This window comes from Peredibacter starrii (assembly GCF_034259205.1).
In the GTDB taxonomy this organism is placed as follows: domain Bacteria; phylum Bdellovibrionota; class Bacteriovoracia; order Bacteriovoracales; family Bacteriovoracaceae; genus Peredibacter; species Peredibacter starrii.
In genome coordinates this window covers 3,157,318-3,180,995 of the sequence record NZ_CP139487.1, presented here as the reverse complement: position 1 = coordinate 3,180,995, position 23,678 = coordinate 3,157,318, and the positions used below count along the sequence as shown (strand labels likewise).

Annotated in this window: 28 protein-coding genes and 1 pseudogene; 14 read left to right on the top strand and 15 right to left on the bottom strand. The window is 43.0% G+C overall.

The window, feature by feature from the left end; all coding sequences use genetic code 11:
* Positions 1 to 233: 233 nt before the first annotated feature.
* Both SOO65_RS15800 and SOO65_RS15795 read right to left on the bottom strand, forming a co-directional pair.
* Positions 234 to 443, bottom strand: coding sequence for a hypothetical protein (locus tag SOO65_RS15800; protein ID WP_321392414.1), 210 nt, complete (start codon positions 441 to 443; stop codon positions 234 to 236).
* A gap of 33 nt (positions 444 to 476) precedes the next feature.
* A complete protein-coding gene (locus SOO65_RS15795) occupies positions 477 to 956 on the bottom strand; it encodes a hypothetical protein (protein WP_321392411.1) in 480 nt (159 codons plus the stop codon).
* A gap of 117 nt (positions 957 to 1,073) precedes the next feature.
* On the opposite strand from SOO65_RS15795, the gene SOO65_RS15790 reads away from it, so the two are divergent.
* Positions 1,074 to 1,892, top strand: coding sequence for a DODA-type extradiol aromatic ring-opening family dioxygenase (locus SOO65_RS15790; RefSeq protein WP_321392408.1), 819 nt, complete (start codon positions 1,074 to 1,076; stop codon positions 1,890 to 1,892).
* Here SOO65_RS15790 and SOO65_RS15785 read toward each other — a convergent pair.
* Together SOO65_RS15785 and SOO65_RS20830 are read right to left on the bottom strand one after the other, a co-directional pair.
* Complete coding sequence (locus SOO65_RS15785; protein WP_407677018.1) at positions 1,889 to 2,656, bottom strand: sensor histidine kinase; 768 nt, start codon at positions 2,654 to 2,656, stop codon at positions 1,889 to 1,891. The genes SOO65_RS15790 and SOO65_RS15785 overlap by 4 nt on opposite strands.
* A gap of 24 nt (positions 2,657 to 2,680) precedes the next feature.
* Positions 2,681 to 2,890 (bottom strand): annotated as a pseudogene (locus SOO65_RS20830) (hypothetical protein); the annotation flags it as partial.
* Positions 2,891 to 3,075: 185 nt separating this feature from the next.
* On the opposite strand from SOO65_RS20830, the gene SOO65_RS15780 reads away from it, so the two are divergent.
* Positions 3,076 to 4,071: an alpha/beta hydrolase gene (locus tag SOO65_RS15780; protein WP_321392403.1), complete on the top strand. Its 996-nt coding sequence runs from the start codon at positions 3,076 to 3,078 to the stop codon at positions 4,069 to 4,071.
* Positions 4,072 to 4,270: 199 nt separating this feature from the next.
* Here the strand turns inward: SOO65_RS15780 and SOO65_RS15775 are convergent, their stop codons facing one another.
* The 6 genes from SOO65_RS15775 to SOO65_RS15750 form a co-directional block, all read right to left on the bottom strand.
* On the bottom strand, positions 4,271 to 5,698 hold the full coding sequence (locus SOO65_RS15775; protein WP_321392401.1) for a sensor histidine kinase: 1,428 nt from the start codon (positions 5,696 to 5,698) through the stop codon (positions 4,271 to 4,273).
* 53 nt (positions 5,699 to 5,751) lie between these two features.
* Positions 5,752 to 6,426: a response regulator transcription factor gene (locus tag SOO65_RS15770; RefSeq protein ID WP_321392398.1), complete on the bottom strand. Its 675-nt coding sequence runs from the start codon at positions 6,424 to 6,426 to the stop codon at positions 5,752 to 5,754.
* Positions 6,427 to 6,501: 75 nt separating this feature from the next.
* Positions 6,502 to 6,762, bottom strand: a complete 261-nt coding sequence (locus SOO65_RS15765; RefSeq protein WP_321392395.1) for a hypothetical protein — start codon at positions 6,760 to 6,762, stop codon at positions 6,502 to 6,504.
* A complete protein-coding gene (locus tag SOO65_RS15760) occupies positions 6,759 to 7,400 on the bottom strand; it encodes a hypothetical protein (protein WP_321392392.1) in 642 nt (213 codons plus the stop codon). The genes SOO65_RS15765 and SOO65_RS15760 overlap by 4 nt, the downstream gene beginning before the upstream one ends.
* Positions 7,401 to 7,577: 177 nt before the next feature.
* Positions 7,578 to 8,348, bottom strand: coding sequence for a metallophosphoesterase family protein (locus tag SOO65_RS15755; RefSeq protein WP_321392390.1), 771 nt, complete (start codon positions 8,346 to 8,348; stop codon positions 7,578 to 7,580).
* A complete protein-coding gene (locus tag SOO65_RS15750) occupies positions 8,345 to 9,334 on the bottom strand; it encodes a nucleotidyltransferase (RefSeq protein WP_321392387.1) in 990 nt (329 codons plus the stop codon). Before SOO65_RS15750 ends, SOO65_RS15755 begins: the two co-directional genes overlap by 4 nt.
* 175 nt (positions 9,335 to 9,509) lie before the next feature.
* On the opposite strand from SOO65_RS15750, the gene SOO65_RS15745 reads away from it, so the two are divergent.
* Genes SOO65_RS15745 through trhA form a run of 4 tightly spaced genes read left to right on the top strand, consistent with a single transcriptional unit; the run spans position 9,510 to position 12,222 of the window.
* On the top strand, positions 9,510 to 10,088 hold the full coding sequence (locus tag SOO65_RS15745; protein ID WP_321392384.1) for a hypothetical protein: 579 nt from the start codon (positions 9,510 to 9,512) through the stop codon (positions 10,086 to 10,088).
* A gap of 18 nt (positions 10,089 to 10,106) precedes the next feature.
* Positions 10,107 to 10,694 carry a GNAT family N-acetyltransferase gene (locus SOO65_RS15740; protein ID WP_321392381.1) on the top strand — a complete coding sequence of 196 codons (588 nt, stop codon included), beginning with the start codon at positions 10,107 to 10,109 and terminating at the stop codon, positions 10,692 to 10,694.
* On the top strand, positions 10,691 to 11,542 hold the full coding sequence (locus SOO65_RS15735; RefSeq protein ID WP_321392377.1) for a nitrilase-related carbon-nitrogen hydrolase: 852 nt from the start codon (positions 10,691 to 10,693) through the stop codon (positions 11,540 to 11,542). Before SOO65_RS15740 ends, SOO65_RS15735 begins: the two co-directional genes overlap by 4 nt.
* 41 nt (positions 11,543 to 11,583) lie before the next feature.
* Positions 11,584 to 12,222: a PAQR family membrane homeostasis protein TrhA gene (trhA, locus tag SOO65_RS15730; protein ID WP_321392373.1), complete on the top strand. Its 639-nt coding sequence runs from the start codon at positions 11,584 to 11,586 to the stop codon at positions 12,220 to 12,222.
* On the opposite strand, the gene fabR is transcribed toward trhA, so the two are convergent.
* The 3 genes from fabR to SOO65_RS15715 are packed head-to-tail and all read right to left on the bottom strand — an operon-like array spanning position 12,185 to position 15,539.
* On the bottom strand, positions 12,185 to 12,838 hold the full coding sequence (fabR, locus tag SOO65_RS15725) for an HTH-type transcriptional repressor FabR (RefSeq protein ID WP_321392365.1): 654 nt from the start codon (positions 12,836 to 12,838) through the stop codon (positions 12,185 to 12,187). The genes trhA and fabR overlap by 38 nt on opposite strands.
* A gap of 4 nt (positions 12,839 to 12,842) precedes the next feature.
* Positions 12,843 to 14,951 carry a heavy metal translocating P-type ATPase gene (locus SOO65_RS15720; protein WP_321392358.1) on the bottom strand — a complete coding sequence of 703 codons (2,109 nt, stop codon included), beginning with the start codon at positions 14,949 to 14,951 and terminating at the stop codon, positions 12,843 to 12,845.
* 48 nt (positions 14,952 to 14,999) lie between these two features.
* Positions 15,000 to 15,539, bottom strand: coding sequence for a YbhB/YbcL family Raf kinase inhibitor-like protein (locus tag SOO65_RS15715; protein ID WP_321392353.1), 540 nt, complete (start codon positions 15,537 to 15,539; stop codon positions 15,000 to 15,002).
* Positions 15,540 to 15,635: 96 nt separating this feature from the next.
* Here SOO65_RS15715 and SOO65_RS15710 point away from each other — a divergent pair, with 96 nt between their 5' ends.
* The 4 genes from SOO65_RS15710 (at position 15,636) to SOO65_RS15695 (ending at position 18,702) form a co-directional block, all read left to right on the top strand.
* The gene (locus tag SOO65_RS15710; protein ID WP_321392350.1) at positions 15,636 to 16,049 is read left to right on the top strand and encodes a PaaI family thioesterase; all 414 of its coding nucleotides are present in this window, start codon (positions 15,636 to 15,638) and stop codon (positions 16,047 to 16,049) included.
* A gap of 196 nt (positions 16,050 to 16,245) precedes the next feature.
* Complete coding sequence (locus tag SOO65_RS15705) at positions 16,246 to 17,853, top strand: HAMP domain-containing methyl-accepting chemotaxis protein (protein ID WP_321392347.1); 1,608 nt, start codon at positions 16,246 to 16,248, stop codon at positions 17,851 to 17,853.
* Entirely contained in the window at positions 17,853 to 18,302 is a 450-nt protein-coding gene (locus SOO65_RS15700) for a chemotaxis protein CheW (protein ID WP_321392342.1), read from the top strand. The genes SOO65_RS15705 and SOO65_RS15700 overlap by 1 nt, the downstream gene beginning before the upstream one ends.
* Before the next feature lie 127 nt (positions 18,303 to 18,429).
* Positions 18,430 to 18,702 (top strand): hypothetical protein, encoded by a 273-nt coding sequence (locus tag SOO65_RS15695; RefSeq protein ID WP_321392339.1) that lies wholly within the window; start codon positions 18,430 to 18,432, stop codon positions 18,700 to 18,702.
* A gap of 41 nt (positions 18,703 to 18,743) precedes the next feature.
* Here SOO65_RS15695 and SOO65_RS15690 read toward each other — a convergent pair whose 3' ends face one another.
* Positions 18,744 to 19,502, bottom strand: coding sequence for a hypothetical protein (locus SOO65_RS15690; protein WP_321392336.1), 759 nt, complete (start codon positions 19,500 to 19,502; stop codon positions 18,744 to 18,746).
* A gap of 137 nt (positions 19,503 to 19,639) precedes the next feature.
* Here SOO65_RS15690 and SOO65_RS15685 point away from each other — a divergent pair, with 137 nt between their 5' ends.
* On the top strand, positions 19,640 to 20,434 hold the full coding sequence (locus SOO65_RS15685; protein ID WP_321392333.1) for a DODA-type extradiol aromatic ring-opening family dioxygenase: 795 nt from the start codon (positions 19,640 to 19,642) through the stop codon (positions 20,432 to 20,434).
* Positions 20,431 to 21,411: a quinone oxidoreductase family protein gene (locus SOO65_RS15680; RefSeq protein WP_321392330.1), complete on the top strand. Its 981-nt coding sequence runs from the start codon at positions 20,431 to 20,433 to the stop codon at positions 21,409 to 21,411. Before SOO65_RS15685 ends, SOO65_RS15680 begins: the two co-directional genes overlap by 4 nt.
* On the opposite strand, the gene SOO65_RS15675 is transcribed toward SOO65_RS15680, so the two are convergent.
* A complete protein-coding gene (locus SOO65_RS15675; protein ID WP_321392327.1) occupies positions 21,401 to 22,096 on the bottom strand; it encodes a metallophosphoesterase family protein in 696 nt (231 codons plus the stop codon). The two genes, SOO65_RS15680 and SOO65_RS15675, sit on opposite strands and share 11 nt — an antisense overlap.
* A gap of 183 nt (positions 22,097 to 22,279) precedes the next feature.
* On the opposite strand from SOO65_RS15675, the gene SOO65_RS15670 reads away from it, so the two are divergent.
* Both SOO65_RS15670 and SOO65_RS15665 read left to right on the top strand, forming a co-directional pair.
* Complete coding sequence (locus tag SOO65_RS15670; protein ID WP_321392325.1) at positions 22,280 to 22,552, top strand: hypothetical protein; 273 nt, start codon at positions 22,280 to 22,282, stop codon at positions 22,550 to 22,552.
* Positions 22,543 to 23,610 (top strand): hemolysin family protein, encoded by a 1,068-nt coding sequence (locus SOO65_RS15665; RefSeq protein WP_321392322.1) that lies wholly within the window; start codon positions 22,543 to 22,545, stop codon positions 23,608 to 23,610. The genes SOO65_RS15670 and SOO65_RS15665 overlap by 10 nt, the downstream gene beginning before the upstream one ends.
* The last annotated feature ends 68 nt before the right edge of the window (positions 23,611 to 23,678 follow it).

Sequence of the window (23,678 nt, the reverse complement as noted above, 5' to 3'; positions counted from 1 at the left end):
GCTCCGCTTTTTACTTTCGCTGGCGGAAGTAAAATCAAGTTAAGCTTTTAATTTCGTTGAGAGCAATTCATCAATTTTCATTTTTGTTAGTATTCAAAAATTTCATTTGCAAGTTCAGCGAAACTTTTATAAAAACAAAATACGGAAAATGTACGGAATTGTCAAGTTGATAATTTTGATGATTCAAAATTACTTCCGCTGGAGAAAGGGGAATGAAGTGAAGCGAGTGAGTTTTAATAGAAATCCACTTCCGCTGGCGAAAGTAGACTGAAGTTAACTGAGTGAGTTTTAAGAGAAATTACTTCCGCTGGCGAAAGTAGACTGAAGTTAACTGAGTGAGTTTTAAGAGAAATTACTTCCGCTGGCGAAAGTAGAATGAAGTTAACTGAGTGAGTTTTAAGAGAAATCCACTTCCGCTGGCGAAAGTAAAAATAGTGGGGCAAAAAAAAGCCCCTCACAAAGGAGGGGCCTAGAGATTATAAACTTCTTAGATACTGCATGACTTTAGGAACAAGTCTTGTATCAAACTTTGCTTGGCGAATAAGCTCAACAAGCTCAGCTTGCTTAATTACACCGGCTTTAAGTTTGTCACATGCTAGTGGTTCAAGAGGATCTGTTAGAGCGTAGATCGACTCGTGTTGAGGCCATAGATTATCTGAACGATTGCTTCCGCCAGCGCAAAGAGGGATCAAGTGATCGATCTTATATTGCTTACGTTGTTTTGGATCAAGACGGTAGCCAAGATCGCGGTATTCGCGGAATACATCGTCTTTTAGATCACCGCTAACGTTGCGGTTACAATAAGGGATGTGTTCAGGGTAACGGTAAGCATCTGGATTTGAGCAAAGAGAACCTGGAGTGATAGAAACGTCCGGACCCATTGGAAAATCAGCTTTGTAGATTACACCGGCAAATAGACCTGTGGTGAGGAGTAAACCGAGAAAGAGGATTTTCATCTTCAGTCCTTAATTAAAATGTGTTGAGGCAACACAATAGTTAATCGGAAGAACTTCTGTCAAACTTCCTCTCATTAATATTAGTTAACTAAATAAAATAATGGTATAATGAGGGTTATGAAAGCTATTCCCAGTTTATTTGTGAGTTACGAATTGCCCCCTTTAGCGCTGCAGGATGATCCTTACAACACTTCGTTGGTGAATTTTGGACGCTATTTGGGAAGTTCTCTGAAGGGAATAGTTTGCGTTTCTTCACAATGGACAACACCGGGACCAGTGCAGATCACGACCATGGCCCAGTCTTCGATTCAGTATAACTTCCAAGGTTTTCAGCAGGAACTGTACGAGATGACTTACGAGCCGCCAGTTTCATTTGAGCTGGAAGCGATTGTGGCAGAACTTTTAGAAAAGCAGAACTTTGAGACGACCTATAATGAGCACTATGGTTTTGATCATGGTGTTTGGATGCCGCTACGATTGATCAGGCCGGAAGCAGATATTCCAGTTGTTCAAATTTCGATTCCGATGATTGATGATCCAAGAATGCTTTTGAAATTGGGGCATGCTTTATCGTCACTGAGAGAGCAGGGGATTCTGGTTTTAGGAAGTGGGGCCGCCGCTCTTAATACCGGTAAGCTTGTCTGGCACGCTCGCGGAGAAGATATTCATCCGAAGAGCAAGGAATTTAATCAATGGCTTGAAGAAAAACTAATGTCTGCGGACATTGAAAATATTCTGGACTACAGAAAGGCCGCTCCTCACTCTGATTTTGCCAACCCAACTTCGGCGGGGCTTATGCCTCTGATTTTCATCATGGGAACTTCCATTGCTGGTGACAGGCCTCAGATTGTTTATAAGGGCTTCAAGTACAGCACAGCTTCATTGCTTTCGGTTTGTTTAAGTGAAGACTCAATTCCGGAAGGACTTCTTTCTTAGTCAGCTTGAATTTTGGATCTCACATCTTTTGGAAGTGTCACGATAAAGCTCGTCCCAAAGCCTTGGAGACTTTTTACTCTCACATCTCCACCCATGGATGTGGCGAAACCTTTTACCAAAGTTAGACCAAGACCCCATCCTTTCTTGCCACTTTTTTTGGCGGAGAGGGCACGCTTATAAAGATTGAATAAATAATCCTGCTCATTGGATGGAATTGGTTGTCCTTCATTGTGGACTTCGATTTCGACTTTTGCGTCCAATTCTTTCACTACGATTGATACAGGCTTATTCTCCTCACCATATTTAATGGCATTGGTGCAGAGGTTTTCGGCAATCCTCCTCACGGCGTCCAAACTCCAGAAGCCCATGATTTTTTGGGGAGCAGATAATACAATACGATTGTGATGAATGAGGTTCATTTCACTGGCAACATTCTGAATACAATCAATCAGATTAAATTCTGTGACCTCTAGTGGTAGGGGAACTCCGGCACGAAGTTTATTCGCGTCGAGAATATCTTGCACCATCTTTTCGATTCGAGTGACATTATGAATGATTCTCTCGCGGTTTTTAGCGAGGTCTTCGGGCTTTCTCTCGAGTAATTGAGTCGAAAGGCGGATGGCGGTCAGAGGAGTTTGGAGATCATGAGAGAGTGCCGAAACAAAATTTTCCCTGGCCGATTTTTCTTCAAGGAGTTGCTCCAGAACATATTCAACTTCTTTTTTGGCCTTAATCTGTTTCTTTGCCACCTTTTCAATCAGCATGGCCGCAAGACAAAAACACAATAATCTGAAATGATCATTGGGCCAGACGAGTCGAATGGCATCGTAAGGTGGAACAAAAAAGAATTGTGAAAATATGGCCGATAAAATTATTGAAAAGGTCCCGTTCCCATAGAAGCAGCAAAATAAAACAGCCGGAAAGAATAATACAAAAGGGGCGGGTTCTAATAGTGGCCAGAGTAAGTGTTGAACTAGCGCTGTGAATGAAACAATCATCAGCGTGAGAAGATATTTGTAAATTGGAAAGCTTCTGAGTTTGTTGAGATATTCTCGCGCTTGCATCTCAATATCATAACTGTGATGCACGAACACATACCAGAAACAATGTGTCTAATGCACTCCAAATGACATGACTTGCCTCAAAAGGTTTCAATGAATTGTCATTTCTTTTGGAGGCACACATGGTGAAGAGCATCCTGATTGTTTCTCTTTTCTCAAGCACTGTCTTTGCGGCCCTGACTCCCAATCCTCAGATGAAGAAAGTTCTGGATAAGCTCGATGAGAAAGGTGCGAGGCCTGTTGAGCATTTGTCAGTAGAAGAAGCGAGAGAACAACCAAGTGCACCTGAAGCAGTCAAGGCCATCGCACCAAAACCAAAAGATAATCTTGCTGAAGTAAAAGATATAAAGATTCAGGGAGCAGATGGAAAGCTGAAAGCGCGGCTTTATCGTCCGAAAGGTAAGGGGCCCTTTCCCGTAGTGGTTTATTATCATGGTGGAGGATGGGTCTTATCAGATATTGATACTTATGACGCCACTCCCAGATCACTTGCGGCAAAAACCAACGCAATTTTTATTGCAGTCGAATATCGTCGGGCCCCTGAGGACCGCTTTCCTGCCGCTCATGATGATGCATTCGCCGCCTATCAGTGGGTCTTAAAAAATGCTATGACCTTTGATGGGGATCCGAAAAAAATCGCGGTCGCGGGTGAGAGTACAGGAGGAAATCTTGCGCTCAATGTGGCGATCATGGCGCGGGATCAAAGTCTTCAAATTCCGATCCATGAACTCCTCATTTATCCCGTTGCCTCAACCAAGATGAATACATCATCTTACAAAATTAACGGCGATGCAAAACCACTTAATAAGGCGAAGATGAATTGGTACTTCTCAAAATATCTGCGCTCACCTCAGGATAAAGAAGATCCACGTATTGATTTATTAAAAGCAAGTTTCAGGGGCCTTTCACCGGCGACCATCATTACTGCAGAGATTGATCCTTTACAGGTCGAAGGAAGAGAACTTGCAGAAAAGATGGAGAGGCAAGGGGTGGAAGTGACTTATCGAAATTACGAAGGAGTGACTCACGAATTTTTTGGAATGACCGGAGTTTTGAAAGAAGCGCAAGAAGCGCAGAATGAAGCATCACTGAAATTACAAAAATCTTTTGGAAAATAAAACCAACCTATGGAGGGTGGAGGAACCGATAGAATCTCATCCATCCTTTGATAAACATTGGACGTATGATGTAGGAAATGACTCTTAGTACGTTATATGTATATTGGTAGTTCCTCATCATAACAAGCTCCTTGTTTTTGCCTTGTCATGACTTTATGAAATGAATGTTGATTGACTGTGGAATCTCTGTGTTGGAAATTTATGCCTGCATCTTCTGAAAAGTAACTTTAAGACAAGCGCCTTTGATTTGTTCCTGCGAGATAACATTCATCATTTCAATCGTTCCTCCATGAACTTGCGTAATGGTCTTCATGATGACTGAGCCAAGTCCAAGTGAAAAATCATTTGGATCTTTCTCTTTACGCTGACGACGTTCACGACGTTTACCGAATGATTGAATAGATTCTGGAGTTAGACCTGGACCATCATCCATCACAAGAACTTCAACTCTTTCTTTCTGTACATTGATCTTTACTGTAATGTTATTCGAGGCATAGCGAGAGGCATTGTCAAAAGCATTGCGGAACAAGCGTGTGATCAAGTGAGAGTCGCCCAAGATATAAGGTGTCATCTCATCCGTGTGGATCAGGTTCCAGCTTAGGGCATGGCCCGCGGCGATTTGACGGGAGTAGAGCTCAGTTTGAAGAAGTGAATTCAAATCAATGGTCTCAGTTGAGGCCTTGTAGTGAGGGCCATCAATGGTTGCCACCAGAGTAAGTTTATCCAGCAGTTCTTTGAAGTAACGAATATCCGTCGTGATCATGGCAAAGATCTCCTGGCAGTCATCCGAAGAAAGCTGATCACCATGGAGTTTCAGGGTTTCAAAGGCAGTGGTAAGACTTGTCATCGGAGTACGAAGATCATGTCCAAGCTCCTGCAGAAGATTTGAGCGGGAGACTTCAGTGTCCTGAACGCGCTTCACGAGTTTTTCGATTTCATCGGCCATTCGATTGAAGTCAAGAATGAGGTTACCGAATTCATCATAGCGATTAATTTCAAAACGGGCCTTTAAATCACCTGATTCAAGACGTGCCAAAACCTTTCTCGCTTCATTCGATTTACGACGAAGATAATAAAAGCTGATTGAAAGCGCGAGAAAGACCGCCAACGCTGCTGTTGTGAATGTATGTGTCCCTTGGATCAAAAGATAAGGACCTTGAAACAAGGTTCTTTCGTTGTGGGAAATCAAATAAGTAGTCGGAGTCGTGTTTAGTTTTACGACAAAGGTCTTCGGTTCCAGAATATTGGACTCATTAGATTCCATCCCGTGAATTTTTTTGGGAAGTTTTAGATCTCGCCAATCAATCGGCAGAGGAGCATCGGTATTACTTGAAAGAATAATTCCTTCCTGGGACGCAAGCCACAGAAGAGGACGGGTTCTTTTCTCGGTCATGGTTGCTGATTCACCCAAGTCCGGGCCAAACTCCGTTAGCTTTAAGAGATTAAGTGTGTCCCCCTGAGGAAGCGGGGGATCCTTCACTTTATTTACATTGATTTTAGAAACTGGACGATAGTTATTCGATTTTTCGATAGAACGCCCGATATAAAGAAGATATCCCAAACGATAATCACCCACCGCCACGTCAGAAATTCTCACGAGGGTGTAGAGTGAAATTAAACTGATCATCAGAGCGCCCATGACGCTCCAAAAGAACAGCTTTAAATAGAATCCGGTTTTCTTTATGCCTTCCATTCCAGTCGATATCCTAATCCATAAACAGAGCTGATCTGTAAGGTCTGCCCTGCCACTTCACGAATTTTACGACGTAAGTGACTCATATGTGAGTCCACTGTACGGTCATAAAGATCCGCGTTTTCATAAAGAGTTGAAAGAATATTCTCGCGAGTCACGATGTCTCCTGACTTACGGGCCAGAAGAGTCAGAATATCCAGCTCTTTTCTTCCTAAAGTAATCATCTCTCCCATCACTGTAACCACTCGTTTTACAGGATCAATTGTGAGATCACCGAACTTCACCACTTGAAGGTGAGGGGCGATCTTCTTCACGAATTTATTCACACGAACTTTTAGCTCTTCAAGACCAAATGGTTTACGAAGATAATCGTCCGCTCCGTTTTTGATTCCTTTAACAACGGTCGCTTCATCAGTCAGGGCACTAAGGAAAACGATAGGAACATCATTTCCGCTTTCGCGAACCTTCTGACAAAGATCGAGACCGTTTCCATCCGGAAGGCCTATGTCTAATAACAAAAGGTCGAAATGATCGGCGTTGATCTTCTGCCAGGCATCCTGGAAGGTCATTGCATTATCAGTTTCGAAGCCACTTAGTTTTAGATTGAGTTTAAGGATTTTTGTGATTTGAGGATCGTCTTCTACAATTAAAATTTTTGGCATTTATTCTCCTAGGGTGTGAATGTTTACAGGTTGTCACCATAAGAACAACTAAAAAACTTCTTAGCTCCGGTGTTGTTATTTCTTCTTTCCATAAAGGCGTCCGAAAAAGTTCTGACAGTTACTGCTTAACTCAGAGATTTTGTCTGATAAGCAAGTGTGGAAATACTCTTGATCTTCGATAGGGTGACCGCAGCCTTCCTCTGCAATCTCCTGAAAACAAGAGCGAGAAGCACTGAGTTCTTTACTCGGTGGCATGCTTCCTTGTCCCGAGATGTGTTCCATATCTGCCAGGGCATTTAGTGAAAAACTCAAAATCATGATGAATAAAAATCTCATAAAAAATTCCTTCCGATATCACCCACGATCCTGCCGATTGCATAAGGTACAGATGAATCACGACTGCTCGAATAGTTCACGGCGTGTGTGAAACCAATCTTGTGAAGCCATTCATGAAATAGATTGTGGGCCACCCCCGCCGGCGTATAGCTATTGAAGTATTTGGTATTCACCCAAATCCGTTTTGTGTTGGGATAGGTGTAGCCCACAACATTGGTTGCCTCATAATAGAGCTGTACTTCTGCGTCCATGACATTGTTTTTGGAGGGTTGAAGAGTCTCTGCAGCGTTCAGGATCAATTGATAGATCTGACCATTAGTGTAGCCACCATTATCTACAAACTGTTTTTTGCCATCATAAGTGTAGTTTAAGATGCGATTTTTGAATTCATCTGTGGCCACGACTAATTTAACGATCTCGATGGCCTTGTTCATTTTATCTCTCTGGGCGTCCGTGAAATTCACCAAAGTGACATTGGTCTCGAAATTCAGGGCCTCAGTTGGGACCGGGTCATCTACTGTGTACTCACCGTAGATGCTTGCATCGTAAAATGTCCCTGCATCATCGCTTCCATCTGATTTATTACAGGCCGTACTCATGAGCGACATCAAAAGTATGAGTACCGTCAACTTCTTCATCTAACCTTCCTTGGTCAACATCGGATGTTGATGTTGCCACGAAGGATTTTGCTCTCAAAAGGAGGTAAGAGTTTCCGAAGAAAAATTATCGGAGAAATCTAAGTGCGAAGAATTTATGGAATCTGGATTTTTAGTCTCCAGATTCCACAATTGCTCAATATTTTAGTGTAGGGTTGTTTATGACATGGCAGGATTGAAACTCATGTGTTTCTTCTCAGAAACGATGAGTTCAATGTTCTTTTCCAGCGTATAGATATTAAAGGCGTGACGGATAACCGGTTGGGCCACATTTCTCACCGGAACTCCACCTGGAGTTTCTCCTTTCTCAACTCCTCCATGAGCATGACCATGAAAAGCGATATCGGCCTTCCCGTAATCGATGGCCTCAGCAAGATAGTAACAACCAAGAAATGGGTAAATTTCTTTTTTCTCTCCCACTAAGGTTTGGGCCGTTGGTGAGTAGTGGAGAAGAACAATTTTATAATCTGTCTCCATTTCCTTAATGGTGTTCTCTAAGGTTCGAGCATGATTTTTTGAATGTCTCATGAAGGCCTTCATCTCAGGCTCTCCAAAATCTGAACCACACGCTCCAACAAAGCCCCCACCGAATCCCTTGGCCCCGGCAATTCCGACTGTATAACCGCCGATATTGAGAGTGACAGAGTTTCCTTCAAGAACAGTAACTCCTGCGTCTTTTAAAATACTCAATACGGTTTCGACCTGGTCCACATGATAGTCATGATTTCCAAGGACTGCCACGATAGGTATGGGACATTTCTTTAAATCTTCGGCCAGGACCTTCATCTCTTCCGGATGACCGGTTTGTGTGAGATCGCCCGCGAGAAGAAAGACATCGGCCTTTTCATTGAGACCCGTGAAATGTTGGGCCAGACGATTGTGTGACTTCCGGTCAAAGTGAACATCTCCGGCAGCAGCTATTCTGATCATTTGATCGCCTCACTTCCTTCGGGTGCATGAAGAATTCTGACGTTGACCAAATTTTTGCATTCGTAACTTGGAGCAATTTCATGAATCACTTCATTCACAGCATCTTTTTGTTCTTCGGTGAAGACCTCACCCTTGGCCACGATGGTTTTATCTGAGACCACGACTTTTACGTCATGCTCAGCAATTCTTTCATCTGTAGTAAGCGCCTCCATAATTTTACCTTTCACGTATATAGGGGACTCAGTACCTTCTTCAGAGGTGGCACTCATGTGAGCAAGATCGTGCCGATATGGATAGACTATGGACTCCGGCATATATACAGGTGATTCGAAAACTCCGCGGTAGAGCTTTTGGATGACTTCATTTGGAACCGCAATGTCATTAGACTGGCCGTAAATCAAAAGGGCGAGAATTCTTCGTGGAGCATGCTTGGCACGCTTTAGGAGATAATCCCAATCGAGATTTCCTTGTTTCAGTACAGCGAGGGCATCATGCCAATGATGAGGGTTGTGTTCCTGATGGGCGGCCGCTTTGATGACAAGAAAATCCTCAGGACTAATGGCATTCACGTAACTTCCTAAATATGGAACGCGTCTTACGTGGGCCCGTACTTCTTCATCAAAATAAATATCTCCACTGGACTTAAAAATCACATCCACCAGAATCTCATCTTGCCACGCTTTAAAGAGCCAAAAAGGATCTCGCTTTTGAGTGGTGAAGCCTTTGGCCTCCAGGACCTCAAGAACCTTTTCTGCATCGTCAGGTCTTACGAAAAGATCAATGTCATGAGTGACTCGAGGTCTACCCAGGCTTTTTACGGCCACACCACCAATAATGGCATAGGGGATTGAACTCTTTTCTAAGGTTTCAATAGTGGTGAAGAGAACTCGGTTGAGTTCAGAAAGGTCACTAAGGTTGTGATCGTAGAAGTCACGCTCACTTTGCTCCTTTTCTTCCGCATGGCTCAAATTCTTTTTGATTTCCATATGAGACCCCCTGGCATGTTAAATCTTCAAAAAATGGGCCAATCCAAATGCGGTATTAATAGGTGATCTGCTGAGGCAATGTGTCCCGAAGGGAGAAAAAAGTCGCTTTCCTGATTGCTCTTGTCAGTCATGCTCGTGAGTTCAAGTTTTTTAGTCAGCAGTCGAAAAGTAAGGCATGAAAAACTTCAAACTCATATTTGTTGCTGTCACACTTTTCTCTTCGGCAGGGGCCTTAGCTCTTGATCCTACGGATTGTCAGACTGAACCTGGTCCAGTTTCTCAATTCATTGATGCCTATAAGAAAGTTGAAAATGGAATGTATAAAAACATTTTCGATATGAAAGTGAACATGGACGGGGATGGGAAGATCGCAGTTTACTATGAAAAAGGTGAACCAAAGATCTTGAAACTTTCTTATAAAAATAAAAATGGTGAAGTAACAAAGACCATCACATTTGAAGAACTTGCTCAAGGCAAAGAGCTTATCTATGAAAACAAAGATATTCCTGGCAAAGCGATCGTGCTTTCTCGTGGCGAACCATTTAATGATGGCGATGATTTCAAATTCAAACTTGGATATCGCTCATCTGTGAAGCCTGACAAGCTCAGCAATGTGAATCTCAATTTCGATTCGACATATGTTTCTCCGAAAGTTGCTGCTAACGGTAAAGAATTTAAGAAGATGGTTCTATCGCCGGGAGTTAGCTTTTTGTCTTGGGATGGAACATTTAAAAAAGTCGAATTTCAGCCTTAATTCAACTATACTCAGCTCATGCTAAACTATCTTCGTCTATCAGGAGAGGAAGCACGAGCTTTCGTAAATGAGCTGGCCGCCCTCCGTTTAAAAGTATTCTGGGATTTTCCTTATCTCTATGAAGGGACACTCGAGTACGAAAAAAATTACCTCGAAACTTACTTCAAAGCACGTCACTCTTTCATCTTCCTGGTTCAGGACGGTGACATGATCGTTGGTGCCACGACGGGAATTTGGGCCCAGGAAGAAGAGGAAAGTTTTCGCAAACCATTTATGGATGCAGGCTTTGATCCTTCGAAGGTCTTCTACTTTGGAGAATCAGTTCTCTTAAACGAATATCGCGGTAAAGGAATTGGGAAGAAATTCTTTCAGGAACGTGAGGCCTATGCTCGTTCACTACCTTTTATTGAAAGACTATCTTTTTGTGCAGTAGAAAGGCCGGTCGATCATGCTTTGAGACCTAAAGACTACGAACCCCTTGATACATTTTGGCATTCACAAGGCTTTAAAAAAGTACCAGGGCTTGTCACTCGATATGAGTGGCAGGATAGAAATGAATCTTCACCGACAACCAAGAACATGCAATTTTGGATGAAAGATCTATGAAAATTTCAGTCATAAGTTACTCCTTGTCCCACGATCCTGACTCCATTCTCGAATGGAAAAGTAAGCTTTTGGGCGAGATCGAAAAATGTGTTCTGAGTGGCAGCGAGATCATTCTCTATCCTGAGTTCTTCATCATGGGTCTAGGGAAGTATTTCCCGGGCCTTGATCCAAAAGATCAGATTGAGAAGGTAGCGGATTACGTTACCAATGATCTGCTTCCAGATGTGAAGAAACATCTTCCTCAGAAAGAGGTTCTGCTTGTTTTAGGTTCTGCTCCTCGCAAGAGCAACGGGAAAATTTTTAACTCAGCACCCATTCTTCATAAAGGCCAGTGGCTCTTTCAAGACAAGTTATATCTTACTCCTTGGGAGACGGATTTTACTCCAGGTGAAGAGTTGGGTGTTTTCGAATTCAAAGGTCTGAAAACTGCGGTTGTGATTTGTTTTGATAGCGAGCAGCCCGATCTCTCAGTGAAGCTTAAAGAAGAGGGCGTTGATCTTGTTCTTGTTCCTTCTGCAACAACCAATACCAATGGAAGTCAACGAGTGAACCGTTGCGCTTCGGCCCGCTCGATTGAGCTAGGAGCGGCTGTCGTGACAGCACTTTTAGTAGGGGACTCGGTGGTTGAGCTCATTGATCACAATGAAGGAAAGTCTGGGGTATTTCTGCCTGCTCAGGAAGATATTACAGTGAAGCAGGAAGTTTATTCGGAATATTCAACCAGTAAACACGTAGTCGCTCAGTATGAGTTAAATATTCCTATGTTAAAGAAATTAAAGGAAAGAAGTTCTGAGACGAAACCTTTCCACGAGCGTATTAAGCCACAATTAAGGGTAAGTTGCCGTTAACCGGTTTGCCCCTTTCGGTAAACGAGTGTATACTCAAAAGCATGAAAGGGTACACACTCAAAGAAGAAGTATTTAATTCGATTACTCACGGACTTGGGGTCATCTTCGGGATTTCAGCCCTATCAGTGCTCTGTGTTCTCGGAAGTTACTTTGGTAGCCTCTCGCATATCATTAGTTATTTGATTTACGGATTCTCACTCATCCTTCTCTATACTTCTTCAACTCTTTATCATGCGCTTCCGTCTCCAAAAGTAAAAAGCCTGTTTAAAATCTTTGACCACTCGGCCATCTATCTATTAATCGCTGGCACTTATACGCCTTTTCTCATTTTGAATTTAAAAGGCAGTTTTGGTTACACCTTGCTTGCGGTCATCTGGTCGCTTGCAATTTTAGGAATTATCTTCAAGGTCTTCTTTACCGGACGCTTCAAGGTCCTTTCAACTTTGTTCTATGTGGGAATGGGTTGGATCATTATCTTTGCTTATGTCCCACTGAAGGAAACTCTTCGACCTGAAGGAATGACGTGGCTCTTAGTGGGAGGACTGACTTATACGCTAGGTACAATATTTTATCTTGCGAAGAAATACCGCTACACTCATGCCATTTGGCATCTCTTCGTTTTACTCGGTAGTATTTTTCATTTTATCGCTGTGATTTACGGCGGGAACTTTTCTTACTGACTTTCTTTTTAGGTCGTTCCTGAATGCGGGCACCTCGAAGAATCATTTTTACTTCTTTAATAAGTCTTTCAATGAGTTCCTGTCGACGATGCTTAGGCAAATCAATCGCCTCTGCACCCACAGTGAAGGCGACTGCCACAATCGCCTCGGCCGCGAGACCTACATCCATCAGAGGTTGATCCAGAAGTTTTGAACCACGATCAAGATCTTCAGTTACTTCCTCAATGAAACGGTTAATTTCGGCGAACAGGGCCTTTCTGAAAGCGAGTGAGCTGCCTTGTCTTTCACCTTGAAGTAGGCGAAAGAGGTTCGCGTTCTCGGTAATGTATTCAATGAAGGTCTCAACTGATGAACGAACGGCACTGCCTTCCTTATCAATGTTTCGACGAGCTTCACGTAAGAGATGTCGAAGTGAAAGTCCTACTTCATCAATCAGGGCCAGACCAAGTTCTTCCATATCATGGAAGTGACGATAGAAGCCGGCAGGAGTGATCCCTGCAACCTTGGCAACTTCACGCAAGCTAATGGAAGAGAAGCCTTGCTCACCACTGAGCTTTAAGGCCGCTTCAATTAAGTTTCTGCGGGTTCGTTGTTTTTGTTCCAGACGTTCGTGCATGAAACTATTCTGGTTTCCAACGTTTTAAAAGTAAAGAGTTTGTCACCACACTGACTGAACTTAATGCCATGGCCGCTCCGGCCACCATCGGACTTAGGTAACCTAGTGCCGCCAGAGGAATTCCAATAACATTATAGATAAACGCCCAGAAGAGGTTCTGTTGAATCTTGCTATAGGTCTTTTGAGAAATCGAAATGGCGTCAGCAATGAGCGCAGGATTTCCGCGCATCAGAGTAATGCCTGAAGTGTGCATGGCCACGTCAGTTCCAGTCGACATCGCCATTCCCACATCTGCGGATGCCAATGCTGGAGCATCATTAATGCCATCACCAACCATGGCGACAGTCATACCTTCTTTTTTTAATTCCTGAATGACACTTGCTTTATCACCCGGAAGAACTTCGGCCTTTACTTTATCAATTCCCAGTGAGCGAGCAACTGCCTCGGCACTGCCCTGGTTATCTCCCGAAAGCATCATGGACTTAATTCCAAGTGCATGAAGTTTATCAATGGCCCTTTGGGCATCTGGCTTAATGGTGTCGTGAAAAGTGATGAAACCTAAAACTTCAAAAGGATCTTTCTTTGCGAGATAAGAAACGGTTTCGCCTTTTTGTTCATGAGTTTGGGCGTTGCTTGAGTTCTTGCCATCCAATATTTTTTTACTTCCAAGAATGTAGGTCACTCCATCAATGGTCGCCTCAACTCCCTGGCCCACGATTGCTCTGACATTTCGAGCAGGGGAGAAGGAAACATTTTTATCTTTAGCAAAACTTAGAACCGCATGTGCCAGAGGATGTTCACTGCCAGATTGAATGCTCGCTAAGAGTGGGAGGAGTTTTTCATCTGATAAATGAGCAACCGATGGTTTACCGGAAGTCAGGGTCCCGGTCTTATCAAAGACCACCATATTAACTTTGTGAGTAACTTCTAAGGCCTCAGCGTCTTTAATGAGAATACCCGCACTCGCTGCTACACCCGTTCCCACCATAATAGAGGTTGGAGTCGCAAGTCCAAGGGCACACGGACAAGCAATCACGAGAACTGCTACTCCGTGAATGATGGCCTTTTCCCAATCTCCGGTAATAAAACCAGTGGCAAGAATTGTAACAAGGGCAATTCCTAAAACGATGGGAACAAAATAAGCACTGACTTTATCCACCAGTCGTTGGATGGGTGCCTTTTTCACTTGAGCGTCTTCCACCATGCGGATGATTCGAGCAAGCATTGTTTCTGAACCGGTGGCAGTGACTTCAATTTGCAATAGACCGTGACCATTAATTGATCCGCTAATGACTTTATCTGAGAGATTCTTTTCCACTGGTAAACTTTCACCTGTGATAAGGGATTCATCAACTTCACTTGAGCCATTAAGCACTTTACCATCCACGGGAATTCTTTCTCCCGGACGAACAATCACGACATCTGCTTTCTTGATATCAGTAAGAGCGATTTCTACTTCACTACCGTTTCTTATAACCCGCGCCCTCGATGGCTGCAGGGCCTCTAAAGACCTGATGGCCTTGGTGGTCTGCTGTTTTGCTCTTGCCTCAAGATACTTACCGAAAAGAACAAGAGTAATGATGATGGATCCACTTTCAAAGTAGAGGTGATTCGAAAGATCCTGCGACATGAGATAAAGGCTTAAACCAAAAGCGGCACTGGTTCCAATCGCCACTAAAAGTTCCATGTTTCCGGACATCGCTTTAATTGCTTTCCATCCAGAGATATAGAATCGTGCTCCCAGAATAAACTGAACCGGAATCGCCAAGATCAATTGAGTCCAAGCGGATAAATGAACTGGCGTAAACATCGGCAGCATTAGAGGGAAAGAGAGCATGGCCGCTAGAATGACTTTAAACATCTCTCGTTGAATTTCATCTTCCTTATCCACCGGTTTAGTGGTCGGAAGTGTTGCTTCGTAACCAACTTTGGAAACGATCTCGATAATTTGATCTGGATTTAGTTGGGACTGATCAAATTCAATCTGGGCCTTTTCTGTCGCCAGATTAACGGAAGCATTAATGACGCCGGAATTTTTCTTCAGGGCCTTTTCAATTCGGTTAACACAAGAGGCACAAGTCATGCCTTTGATGTCTAAGCTTAGATTCTGCATATAGATCCTCTTTTCAGATCATAGCTTAGACATCGCAGGCAGAAAAGTTTATCGACCGTACTTAACTGTGAAGGTCGCTTTACCAAGAGAGTTGGCATTTAAGTTAAATCCAACTAGAGCTCCTGAAGACTCTGCATTTACGTCAAGCTTGTCTGTTTTAAGTGCGTAAACAGTGAAAATATAACGGTGAGGTTTATCTCCTGGAGGAGGGCAAGCACCACCGAAACCTGGCTTCCCATAATCAGTTCTGCCTTCAATAGAACCTTCTGGAAGCTTCTTGTTATTAGACGCTCCTTCCTCAATTTTTGTGACAGTGGCCGGAATATTTACCACGGTCCAATGCCACCAACCGCTACCTGTAGGTGCATCCGGATCATAAACTGTGATGGCAAAACTTTTTGTATCTTTCGGAGCACCAGACCATTCAAGGGCAGGTGAAATGTTCTCTCCTGTGCAACCAAAACCATTGAAGACTTGCTTCATAGGTAGAGGTTTTTTGGCATCAAACGAAGATGTTTTAAGAGTAAATCCAGCAGCAAGTACAACCTGAGTACTTAGTAATAGCGTGAGTGATAAAACGAATTTCATAGAAGCTCCTTTTTGATTGGGAGAATTACATAACGAAGCAGCAAATTAGACAAGGCCTTGAGCGTCTTCTATAATCGAGTCTCAAAGGTGGATATTATGGATTTAGAAACAATGAATAAAATGGCAACAGAAAATCAACTCTCAGGGGCATTGGGAATCTCGATGGTAAAAATCGAAGACAAGTCCGTTACTGGAACTTTGACTGTCGATCATCGTCACCTTCGACCTGGAAATATCATGAACGGGGGAGTCTCCCTGGTTTTGATTGAGACCATTGGTAGCTTCAGTTCATACTTATTGATTGATTCGAAGAAACAAAATTCTTTTGGCATCCAAGTGAGTGCTAATCATCTATCAATCGCTCGTCCGGGTGATGTTCTCACGGCCAAAAGTGAGCCTATTCACTTAGGTAGAACGACCCATATCTGGGACGTGAACATCACAAATCAAAATGGGAAGCTTGTTTCATCGGGAAGAATTACGATGCTCGTAACAGACAACCCTAAGTAAGTTAGTCTTTCCCGCCTAAAAGGCCCATTCAAACATTTGTTTATTAAGGGCCGGTTTATATCTCAGTGAAATTTTGAACGGGTCCAGAGGACTTAGACCAATGAAAATTTATTTGTAAGTAGTTCTACGGAACCCTACGTATAATTCCGATACAGCTGACCTAATTAAAAGTCTTCGCTTTAAGGGGTGGCAGTGTATGTTTGGAAATTCAAGTTTGAAGGGTAAATTGCTATTTGCTTTTACCTTCGTTTCTCTCTTCGTAGTTGTGGTGGCCGGTGTTGGATACTTTTCGATGAATAAGGTTCAAAGAGAGTACAGCTACATCTCAGACATCTTAGTCGACAACATTCAAAAGGTAAGTGAGCTTAACGATGCTGGCCAGGAAGCAAATCGACAGTTGTTTCGTGGGCTGATAAATGTTCATGCGAACCAGTCTATTTATGATCAAATTCTTGGTGACTATAAAGAGCAGTCTTCTCGCTTTGCTCGACTCGACAAAGAATATCGATCAACTCCTTTTGAGCCGGGAGAAGAGGCTCTTTATGATAAGGTCTGGTCTTCGTGGACAAAATATGAAGAGGCCACAGATAAATATTTTAAAAAGCTCGACGAAATCCGAACCACGAAATCAAACGATGATGAATTACGAAATTTTCTCAATCAGAATCTAAGACATCTTAGAGGTGATATCCGAAAATCTTTTGAGGACTTAATGGCCTTCCAGTCGAATGTCTCAAAGGAGCGCGCGAAAATTGCAACGACCGCTTACAATACTGCAAGCCTTCTGAGTCTGGTGATTTCAGTTGCAGGTGTGGTGTTTGCCATTGGGGTAGGTCTTTATTTTTCTACAACCATAAGTAATACCATTTCAAAAATTGCTGAAAACATTTTGAGTTCCTCAACTCAGACTGCTTCTGCCAGTCAGCAATTAACTTCAGCTTCTTCACAACTTTCTCAAGGGGCCACAGAATCAGCGGCCTCATTGGAAGAAACAGTGTCCTCACTTGAAGAGCTTTCTTCGATGGTGAAGCTAAACTCTGATCACGCCAAAGAAGCAAACTCTCTTTCTCAAAAGTCACTGACTTCGGCCGAACAAGGTGAAAGAGATATTTCTCGTTTAATTACTGCCATGGGTGACATGTCAAAATCATCTAAGAAGATCGAAGAGATCATCAATGTGATTGATGATATTGCCTTCCAAACGAATCTTCTGGCCCTTAACGCTGCTGTAGAGGCCGCTCGTGCAGGTGAACAAGGTAAAGGTTTTGCGGTCGTAGCGGATGCAGTAAGAAACCTCGCTCAGCGTTCAGCTTCTGCTGCCAAAGACATCAATACTCTTATCAAAGAAAACGTTGAGAAGACGGAAGAGGGTGTGGATATTGCTGACACATCAGGAACATCATTGAAGGACATCTTAAATTCAGTGAAGAAAGTGGCCGATCTTAACTCAGAAATTGCTGCTGCTTCTCAAGAGCAAGCAAGCGGTATTGAACAAATTTCGAAAGCAATGAATCATCTTGATCAGGCCATCCAAAGTAACGCTTCATCTTCTGAAGAAGTGGCCTCATCTGCGGCGGAGATGTCTTCTCAGGCAGACTGCTTATCTGAACTGGTATTTGACATGAAGAAGTTCATTGAAGGTAAGAGCTCAGACGCCGAAACAGTCGTTGCCAAGGCGCCTTCAAGAACTAAATCGTCACCTAAGCTTAAGGTAGTCTCAAGTATCCACACTAAGAAAGCTAAAGATGATTTCTTCCCAATGGATGACGATGCTCCATCAGTTGGTAAAGCGGAGGGATTCTAATGAAAGCAGGACAATACCTCACGTTCAAAATAAAGCAGAATGTGTACGGCCTTGAAATTCGTTCGGTGAGAGAGATTAAGCACATGCAGCCAGTTTCGGCCCTTCCGGATGTGCCACCTTATATGGTGGGAGTCATCAATTTGAGGGACCATATCATTCCGATTATGGATCTGAGAATTCGTCTAGGCGTCGAAGAGACTCAATTTACTAAAGACACATGCATCATCGTGGTAGAAAGCGATTCTCGCAGAATGGGTCTCATCGTAGATTCCGTTAACACAGTCACCGATTTGACTGACAGTCAAATCGACAGTACTTTGCATGAGACAGAGAACGGTGGTTTCGTAAGGGCCATTGGAAAGCTTGAAGATGCTCTTGTGCTTTTGATTGATATCAAGAATTGTTTTGTTTCTGAAAATGATGTTGTGCTGGTGAAAGAGGCCGCTTAAAATTTAAATCATAGGGGCGGAAAATGATCTTATGAGGTCATCCATTCCGCCTCAATTTTGGAGCGATAGATTATGGTTCAACAAAAATTGACTTTCAAAAATAACCAAACGATTTGACAGTATTATTATGAATAAACACTGTCCTCAGTGCCAAAGCGAATATGTTTTCAAATGGAGTGATCTCTTTAAACGAGAGTTTAAATGTTCTTGTGGTGCCACTCTGAAAATGAATTACAATAAGTATTTCATCACTCTCTATCTACTTTCTTCTTTTATTGTTCCGTTTGTCCTCTTTCACCTGGTCGTTTCTCATTCAATCTTGTCTGTGTTCGTGAATACCTTTTGCATCCTGGCCGTAGGTTACTTGGGTGGAATGTATTTTGGTCGCTTAACCCAATAAGATAAAAAAAAAGGCCACCCTCAGGCGGCCCTTTAAAGAGACTAGCGTTTTGTCTTAGGTCTTTCTTCTTCTGCCTGACGGAGAGTCGAAGTCTGTGGCGCCGCAGGTGAGCGACGAGCAGGCTCTAGACCCTGCCAGCGAATTTTGTTTGTTACAGATTCACCAGCATCAGCAGTTTCGTATTGGCCACCGAAAGTTAGAACTTGAGTCATGGCAGTTTTATTACCATTAAGGTAGTTCAGCGTTTCTTTACCATATGTCACGCGTGCATTATCTGCACCACGCTTACCTGTCATAATATCGTGGGCCAGGTTAAGAGCGAGAATGTTTCCGGCCTCAGTATTTGAGAACGATGACATTTCACCTTTCGTACGGTCTAGCACTACTGAACCGTTGTATCTCCAGATATCATCAATTTTTGAAACTGGTGCTCGATAATCCACAACATGCTCTAGAGCATTTTGGTGCATTAGAGGAAACTTATGATTGTAGACAGTTTTGTGGACCACAATCTTCTTGAATGGGGCAACATTCCTCCAAATCAACTCTTCTGATGTGACTTCTTGTGGATCGCCGTGTTTCTCAACCATTTCTCTTGCGGCCGTAATAGATGCTTGTGGCCATCCGTTCGTTAAGCTATTGGCCTTATCATAGACCTCTTTATTTTTCTGTTCTGTTTGAACCTGGGCGCTCTTAGGTGTGCCCGAACCCGATTGGCTTGGTGAGCTAGACTTGAACATACTACAGCTTGTTAATGCCGCAGTTAGCGCTAGGATCACTCCAAGATTGAGTTTTTTCATATTAATCCTCCATAATTAGTCTGCGACCTCATGGTCACCATTAGTAAATTTCGAGCAAGACCTATACCATTTCGTGAAACTACGAATCTTCTCAAATCAAGTCAGTAGGCTAAGATGTATCCAATAAGGAAGGTTATATGGAAAAACTACCTGTGCTATTCATTTCTCATGGTGGAGGACCCTGGCCTTGGATTGAAGATATGCGACGAGAATTTCGAATCACAGAACAGTGGTTGAAACGAATCGGGGAGGTGTTGAAACCAAAGGCCATTCTATCCATATCGGGACATTGGGAAGAGCACCAGTTTACAGTTGCGACCTCTGCCGAGCCTCCCATGATTTATGATTACTCTGGATTTCCTCCTCACACTTATCAAATTAAATATCCTGCCCCTGGAGCTCCTGAACTTGCTACTCGAGTGAAGGCCCTACTTGCTCCTGCGGGAATTCATGTGAACGAAGATCCCTTTCAAGGGTTCGATCACGGAACTTTTGTACCCATGTATCTGATGTATCCGAAAGCCGACATTCCTATCGGGCAGTTGTCACTTAAAGTGAACCTTGATCCGGCCGAGCATTATAAAGTGGGTGAACTTCTGGCCCCTCTACGCGAAGAAGGAATTCTTATCATTGGAAGTGGACTTTCCTATCATAATCTAAGAGCATTTTTTCATGGTGGAGGCCCGACTTCAGAAATGTTTGAGAGCTGGCTAACCGGGGCCATTACGAGTGAGCCTCTTGCGAGAAAAGAGCATCTCCTGCATTGGACTGAGGCACCGGGTGCTCGTCTGGCCCATCCACGTGAGGACCATCTTATTCCTCTGATGGTAGTTGCGGGTGCGGCCAGGAACGATGTAGGAAAGAGAATTTTTTTGGATCAGGCCTTTGATGTTGCGATGGCCTCTTACTCATTTGGGAATTTAAATTTATGAAAGAAACCTTGGCCGTACGATTTCATCAAACTGGTGGAACGGAAGTTCTAAAAATTGAAAAGTTAAACGTGCCTTCTCCGGGGAAAGGCGAAGTCCTTATACAGAATTATGCAGTTGGGTTGAACTTTATCGATACCTATTATCGTACGGGTCTTTATCAGACAGAACTTCCTTCAGGTTTGGGTTTTGAAGGCGCTGGAGAAGTTTTGGAAGTAGGTGAAGACGTCACTGAGTTTAAAGTTGGTGACCGTGTGGCCTATCCTCATAGTCCAATTGGTGCCTATTCAAAATACCGAACGCTCGCTAGTCATTGGTTGGTGAAACTTCCTTCAAGTATTTCTTACGAAGAAGGTGCCGCCATGATGCTTAAGGGTCTCACTGTTCAATACCTCTTTCGTCAGACCTATGATTTAAAACAAGGCGATACTATTTTATTTCATGCTGCCGCCGGAGGGGTAGGGCTGATTGCTTGTCAATGGGCCCGCCATTTGGGAGTAAATCTCATTGGAACCGTCAGCTCGGAGGAGAAAGGCAAACTTGCTTTAGAAATGGGAGCGACTCATTTCATCAATTACACCACTGAAGATGTGAAGCAGAGAGTGCTAGAGCTGACCCATAATCAAAAAGTAAAAGTGGTCTATGATTCAGTTGGAAAAAGTACCTGGGAAACATCTCTTGATTGTCTTGCACCCAGGGGACTGATGGTGAGTTTTGGAAATGCTTCAGGTGCTGTCACTGGCGTGAACTTAGGGATACTTGCGCAGAAAGGCTCTTTGTATGTGACTCGACCCATACTGGCGACTCATATCTCGACCAGGGAAAAACTAGTGGCCGCTTCCAATGAACTTTTTGATCTCGTAAGTCGAGGAATTATCAAAATTCAAATCGGTCAGAAGTTTCCTTTAGAACAAATTCAAGAGGCCCACAAAGAACTAGAATCAAGACGCACCAAAGGTAGTACGATTCTTATTCCTTAACTTCTTTAAATTGATAGGAGAGTTGGTCGCTAATTTTGATAATGAGGTAGCCGGCCAAATCTTCATGCTGCCCACCTGCGCCTGAGATCAAGAATCGTGTTCCATCTTTTTGTCCCAAATCCTGAAGTACATGGTCGTGACCTGTAATGAGTAAATTTACTTTCCCCACGACCTTTTCTTCATAGAAGTGTTTTAAGAAACCTTCTGCCGGTCGAGTAAGGCTCACATAAGGGTGATGGGCCAGAGCAATTCGGTAACGGCATTGAGCGAGGTCCTTACTGATTGAATTGATCCACCTCATTTGTTTAAAAGCGGAAGTAACGTGCCATGGTCTATTATAGAGATTTGAATCCAGTCCTATAAAGCAAACATCATTGATCTTTTGCAAAAAATAATTGTTTGGGTAAAAGATCCATGAATATTTCTCTGAAACTTTTTTCCAGGCCTTTATGGAACCTTCATAATCATGATTTCCCATCACGAGTGTGAAGGGAGTATTGAGGTCATTATAGATATTGATAAACTTTTTTTGTAACTCTGGATCGTTTTGGTTTTTAATTCCATCCTGATAAATCACATCACCTAAAACAAAAATGCGGTCGCAATTTTCCCCTTTTAGCGCCTTCGCTACAGCAAGTTGGGCCGAGCTTTCATTTCCCGAGTCACCAAAGAAACAATACTTCATTTCTTTTTTAGGCAGTGATTCCTTATATGTGACCTTAGGTGTGGAGCAAGACATTAAAAAGAAAAGCAGCATTAAACAAGCAGAAATTCTCATGGCCATCTATACATGACAAAAAGAGAAAGAAGAACTCAAGAACGTCTTTAGGTTTGTTTTGATAATATAGCCATCATCTAAGGAGAGACTATGGAACATCAAAATGATTATGCTGGTTACAGCTTTGAGCCAGAAGAAAGATTCGAGTGGAGCATGCGCCATCGCATTCTTGCCATCAAAAACTCTCTATCGACACTTAAAGAAGATTGTTGGTCAGAAGCAGAGATCACTGAAACTCATAATATGAAAAACCTTTTAGAAACATCGGCCCGAATCTTGGAAGCGCTCGAGCAATCCTTTGAAAAAGGTTTTGATGACGACAACATGGGTATTTCACCGAAGAGTACGGAGCCGTGGGACTAACACTTTTTATTGTTATCCTTTGTCTTGGATTAAACGCGGTCCTGGCCTGTGCAGAAATGGCCTTTGTAACAGTTGATAAGCGAAAACTTAGAAAAGAGGCCCTCGGTGGTAATCGGAGGGCCTCTTTTTTATTGGACATGCAAGAGTCCCCGGAAAGAATTCTTTCTGTGGTTCAGATAGGGATTACTTTAGTTGGTATGATTTCAGCGGCGGTGAGTGGTGCAAATGCTGAGGAATCGCTTACTCCTTGGTTAATGAATACGTTCGGGATCAAGGAGAAGCTGGCAGAGACACTTTCCATCACTTTAGTGGTTGTTCCTTTGACGGTTTTATCTGTCATTATTGGCGAGCTTGTTCCAAAGTCCCTCGCGATCAGATATTCCTTTGGCATTTGTGTGTTTTTATCTCCCGCCCTTAGAATTGCCGATAAAGTTCTGGGTGTACTGGTGACACCCATGGAACGAATGACCACAATTATAGTCGATGCCATCCTTCCTAAAGAGAAAGTGGAATCGAAAACTAATGGAGATAGTGAAGTCTCACTTAATGGCCTTCTTAATGAACATAAGATCTATATTCATAACCTGATTGATCTTGATGCCAAGGTCGTAGAAAAAGCGATGGTCGCCTGGAAGGACGTGGAGTTCCTTTCAAGTGAGGCAAGTGGAGAAGAGGTCTATGAATTTATTCTTTCTAAAGGCCGCACCCGCTTTCCTGTTATGGATCAGGGCGAGGTCTATGGATTTCTTCACCTAAAAGAATTTCTTCAACTCCAACACGCTGGAGAAGGGGACAATTGGTTAAGTTTTGTAAGACCTATTTCTCTGGTTGAACCTCATGCCAAAATTCTCAGCGCTCTTCGTCTGATGAAACTTAATAAGATTCAGATTTTAATTGTTGGAAAACGTGAGGCTCCACTTGGGATCCTGACTCTTCAGGACGTCATCGATGAAGTTCTGGGAGACATGGTTGATGAGAATACCGATAAGAGAATAGTCGGATTTCTTCGCCATCGAGTTTTAAGGAAAAGATATCGTAGACCAGAGGCAACTCAATAGTCTGCCCCTATTTTAATCTTCATTTATTGATCACATGATCCTGACACAATCTTTACAGGCCAAAAGTC

Bases quoted from the DNA above. Each gene is read 5' to 3' on its own strand.
- SOO65_RS15795 (WP_321392411.1), bottom strand. From the start codon at position 956: ATGAAAATCCTCTTTCTCGGTTTACTCCTCACCACAGGTCTATTTGCC.
- SOO65_RS15790 (WP_321392408.1), top strand. From the start codon at position 1,074: ATGAAAGCTATTCCCAGTTTATTTGTGAGTTACGAATTGCCCCCTTTA.
- SOO65_RS15785 (WP_407677018.1), bottom strand. From the start codon at position 2,656: ATGCTGATTGAAAAGGTGGCAAAGAAACAGATTAAGGCCAAAAAAGAA.
- SOO65_RS15780 (WP_321392403.1), top strand. From the start codon at position 3,076: ATGGTGAAGAGCATCCTGATTGTTTCTCTTTTCTCAAGCACTGTCTTT.
- SOO65_RS15775 (WP_321392401.1), bottom strand. From the start codon at position 5,698: ATGATCAGTTTAATTTCACTCTACACCCTCGTGAGAATTTCTGACGTG.
- SOO65_RS15770 (WP_321392398.1), bottom strand. From the start codon at position 6,426: ATGCCAAAAATTTTAATTGTAGAAGACGATCCTCAAATCACAAAAATC.
- SOO65_RS15765 (WP_321392395.1), bottom strand. From the start codon at position 6,762: ATGAGATTTTTATTCATCATGATTTTGAGTTTTTCACTAAATGCCCTG.
- SOO65_RS15760 (WP_321392392.1), bottom strand. From the start codon at position 7,400: ATGAAGAAGTTGACGGTACTCATACTTTTGATGTCGCTCATGAGTACG.
- SOO65_RS15755 (WP_321392390.1), bottom strand. From the start codon at position 8,348: ATGATCAGAATAGCTGCTGCCGGAGATGTTCACTTTGACCGGAAGTCA.
- SOO65_RS15750 (WP_321392387.1), bottom strand. From the start codon at position 9,334: ATGGAAATCAAAAAGAATTTGAGCCATGCGGAAGAAAAGGAGCAAAGT.
- SOO65_RS15745 (WP_321392384.1), top strand. From the start codon at position 9,510: ATGAAAAACTTCAAACTCATATTTGTTGCTGTCACACTTTTCTCTTCG.
- SOO65_RS15740 (WP_321392381.1), top strand. From the start codon at position 10,107: ATGCTAAACTATCTTCGTCTATCAGGAGAGGAAGCACGAGCTTTCGTA.
- SOO65_RS15735 (WP_321392377.1), top strand. From the start codon at position 10,691: ATGAAAATTTCAGTCATAAGTTACTCCTTGTCCCACGATCCTGACTCC.
- trhA (WP_321392373.1), top strand. From the start codon at position 11,584: ATGAAAGGGTACACACTCAAAGAAGAAGTATTTAATTCGATTACTCAC.
- fabR (WP_321392365.1), bottom strand. From the start codon at position 12,838: ATGCACGAACGTCTGGAACAAAAACAACGAACCCGCAGAAACTTAATT.
- SOO65_RS15720 (WP_321392358.1), bottom strand. From the start codon at position 14,951: ATGCAGAATCTAAGCTTAGACATCAAAGGCATGACTTGTGCCTCTTGT.
- SOO65_RS15715 (WP_321392353.1), bottom strand. From the start codon at position 15,539: ATGAAATTCGTTTTATCACTCACGCTATTACTAAGTACTCAGGTTGTA.
- SOO65_RS15710 (WP_321392350.1), top strand. From the start codon at position 15,636: ATGGATTTAGAAACAATGAATAAAATGGCAACAGAAAATCAACTCTCA.
- SOO65_RS15705 (WP_321392347.1), top strand. From the start codon at position 16,246: ATGTTTGGAAATTCAAGTTTGAAGGGTAAATTGCTATTTGCTTTTACC.
- SOO65_RS15700 (WP_321392342.1), top strand. From the start codon at position 17,853: ATGAAAGCAGGACAATACCTCACGTTCAAAATAAAGCAGAATGTGTAC.
- SOO65_RS15695 (WP_321392339.1), top strand. From the start codon at position 18,430: ATGAATAAACACTGTCCTCAGTGCCAAAGCGAATATGTTTTCAAATGG.
- SOO65_RS15690 (WP_321392336.1), bottom strand. From the start codon at position 19,502: ATGAAAAAACTCAATCTTGGAGTGATCCTAGCGCTAACTGCGGCATTA.
- SOO65_RS15685 (WP_321392333.1), top strand. From the start codon at position 19,640: ATGGAAAAACTACCTGTGCTATTCATTTCTCATGGTGGAGGACCCTGG.
- SOO65_RS15680 (WP_321392330.1), top strand. From the start codon at position 20,431: ATGAAAGAAACCTTGGCCGTACGATTTCATCAAACTGGTGGAACGGAA.
- SOO65_RS15675 (WP_321392327.1), bottom strand. From the start codon at position 22,096: ATGAAGTATTGTTTCTTTGGTGACTCGGGAAATGAAAGCTCGGCCCAA.
- SOO65_RS15670 (WP_321392325.1), top strand. From the start codon at position 22,280: ATGGAACATCAAAATGATTATGCTGGTTACAGCTTTGAGCCAGAAGAA.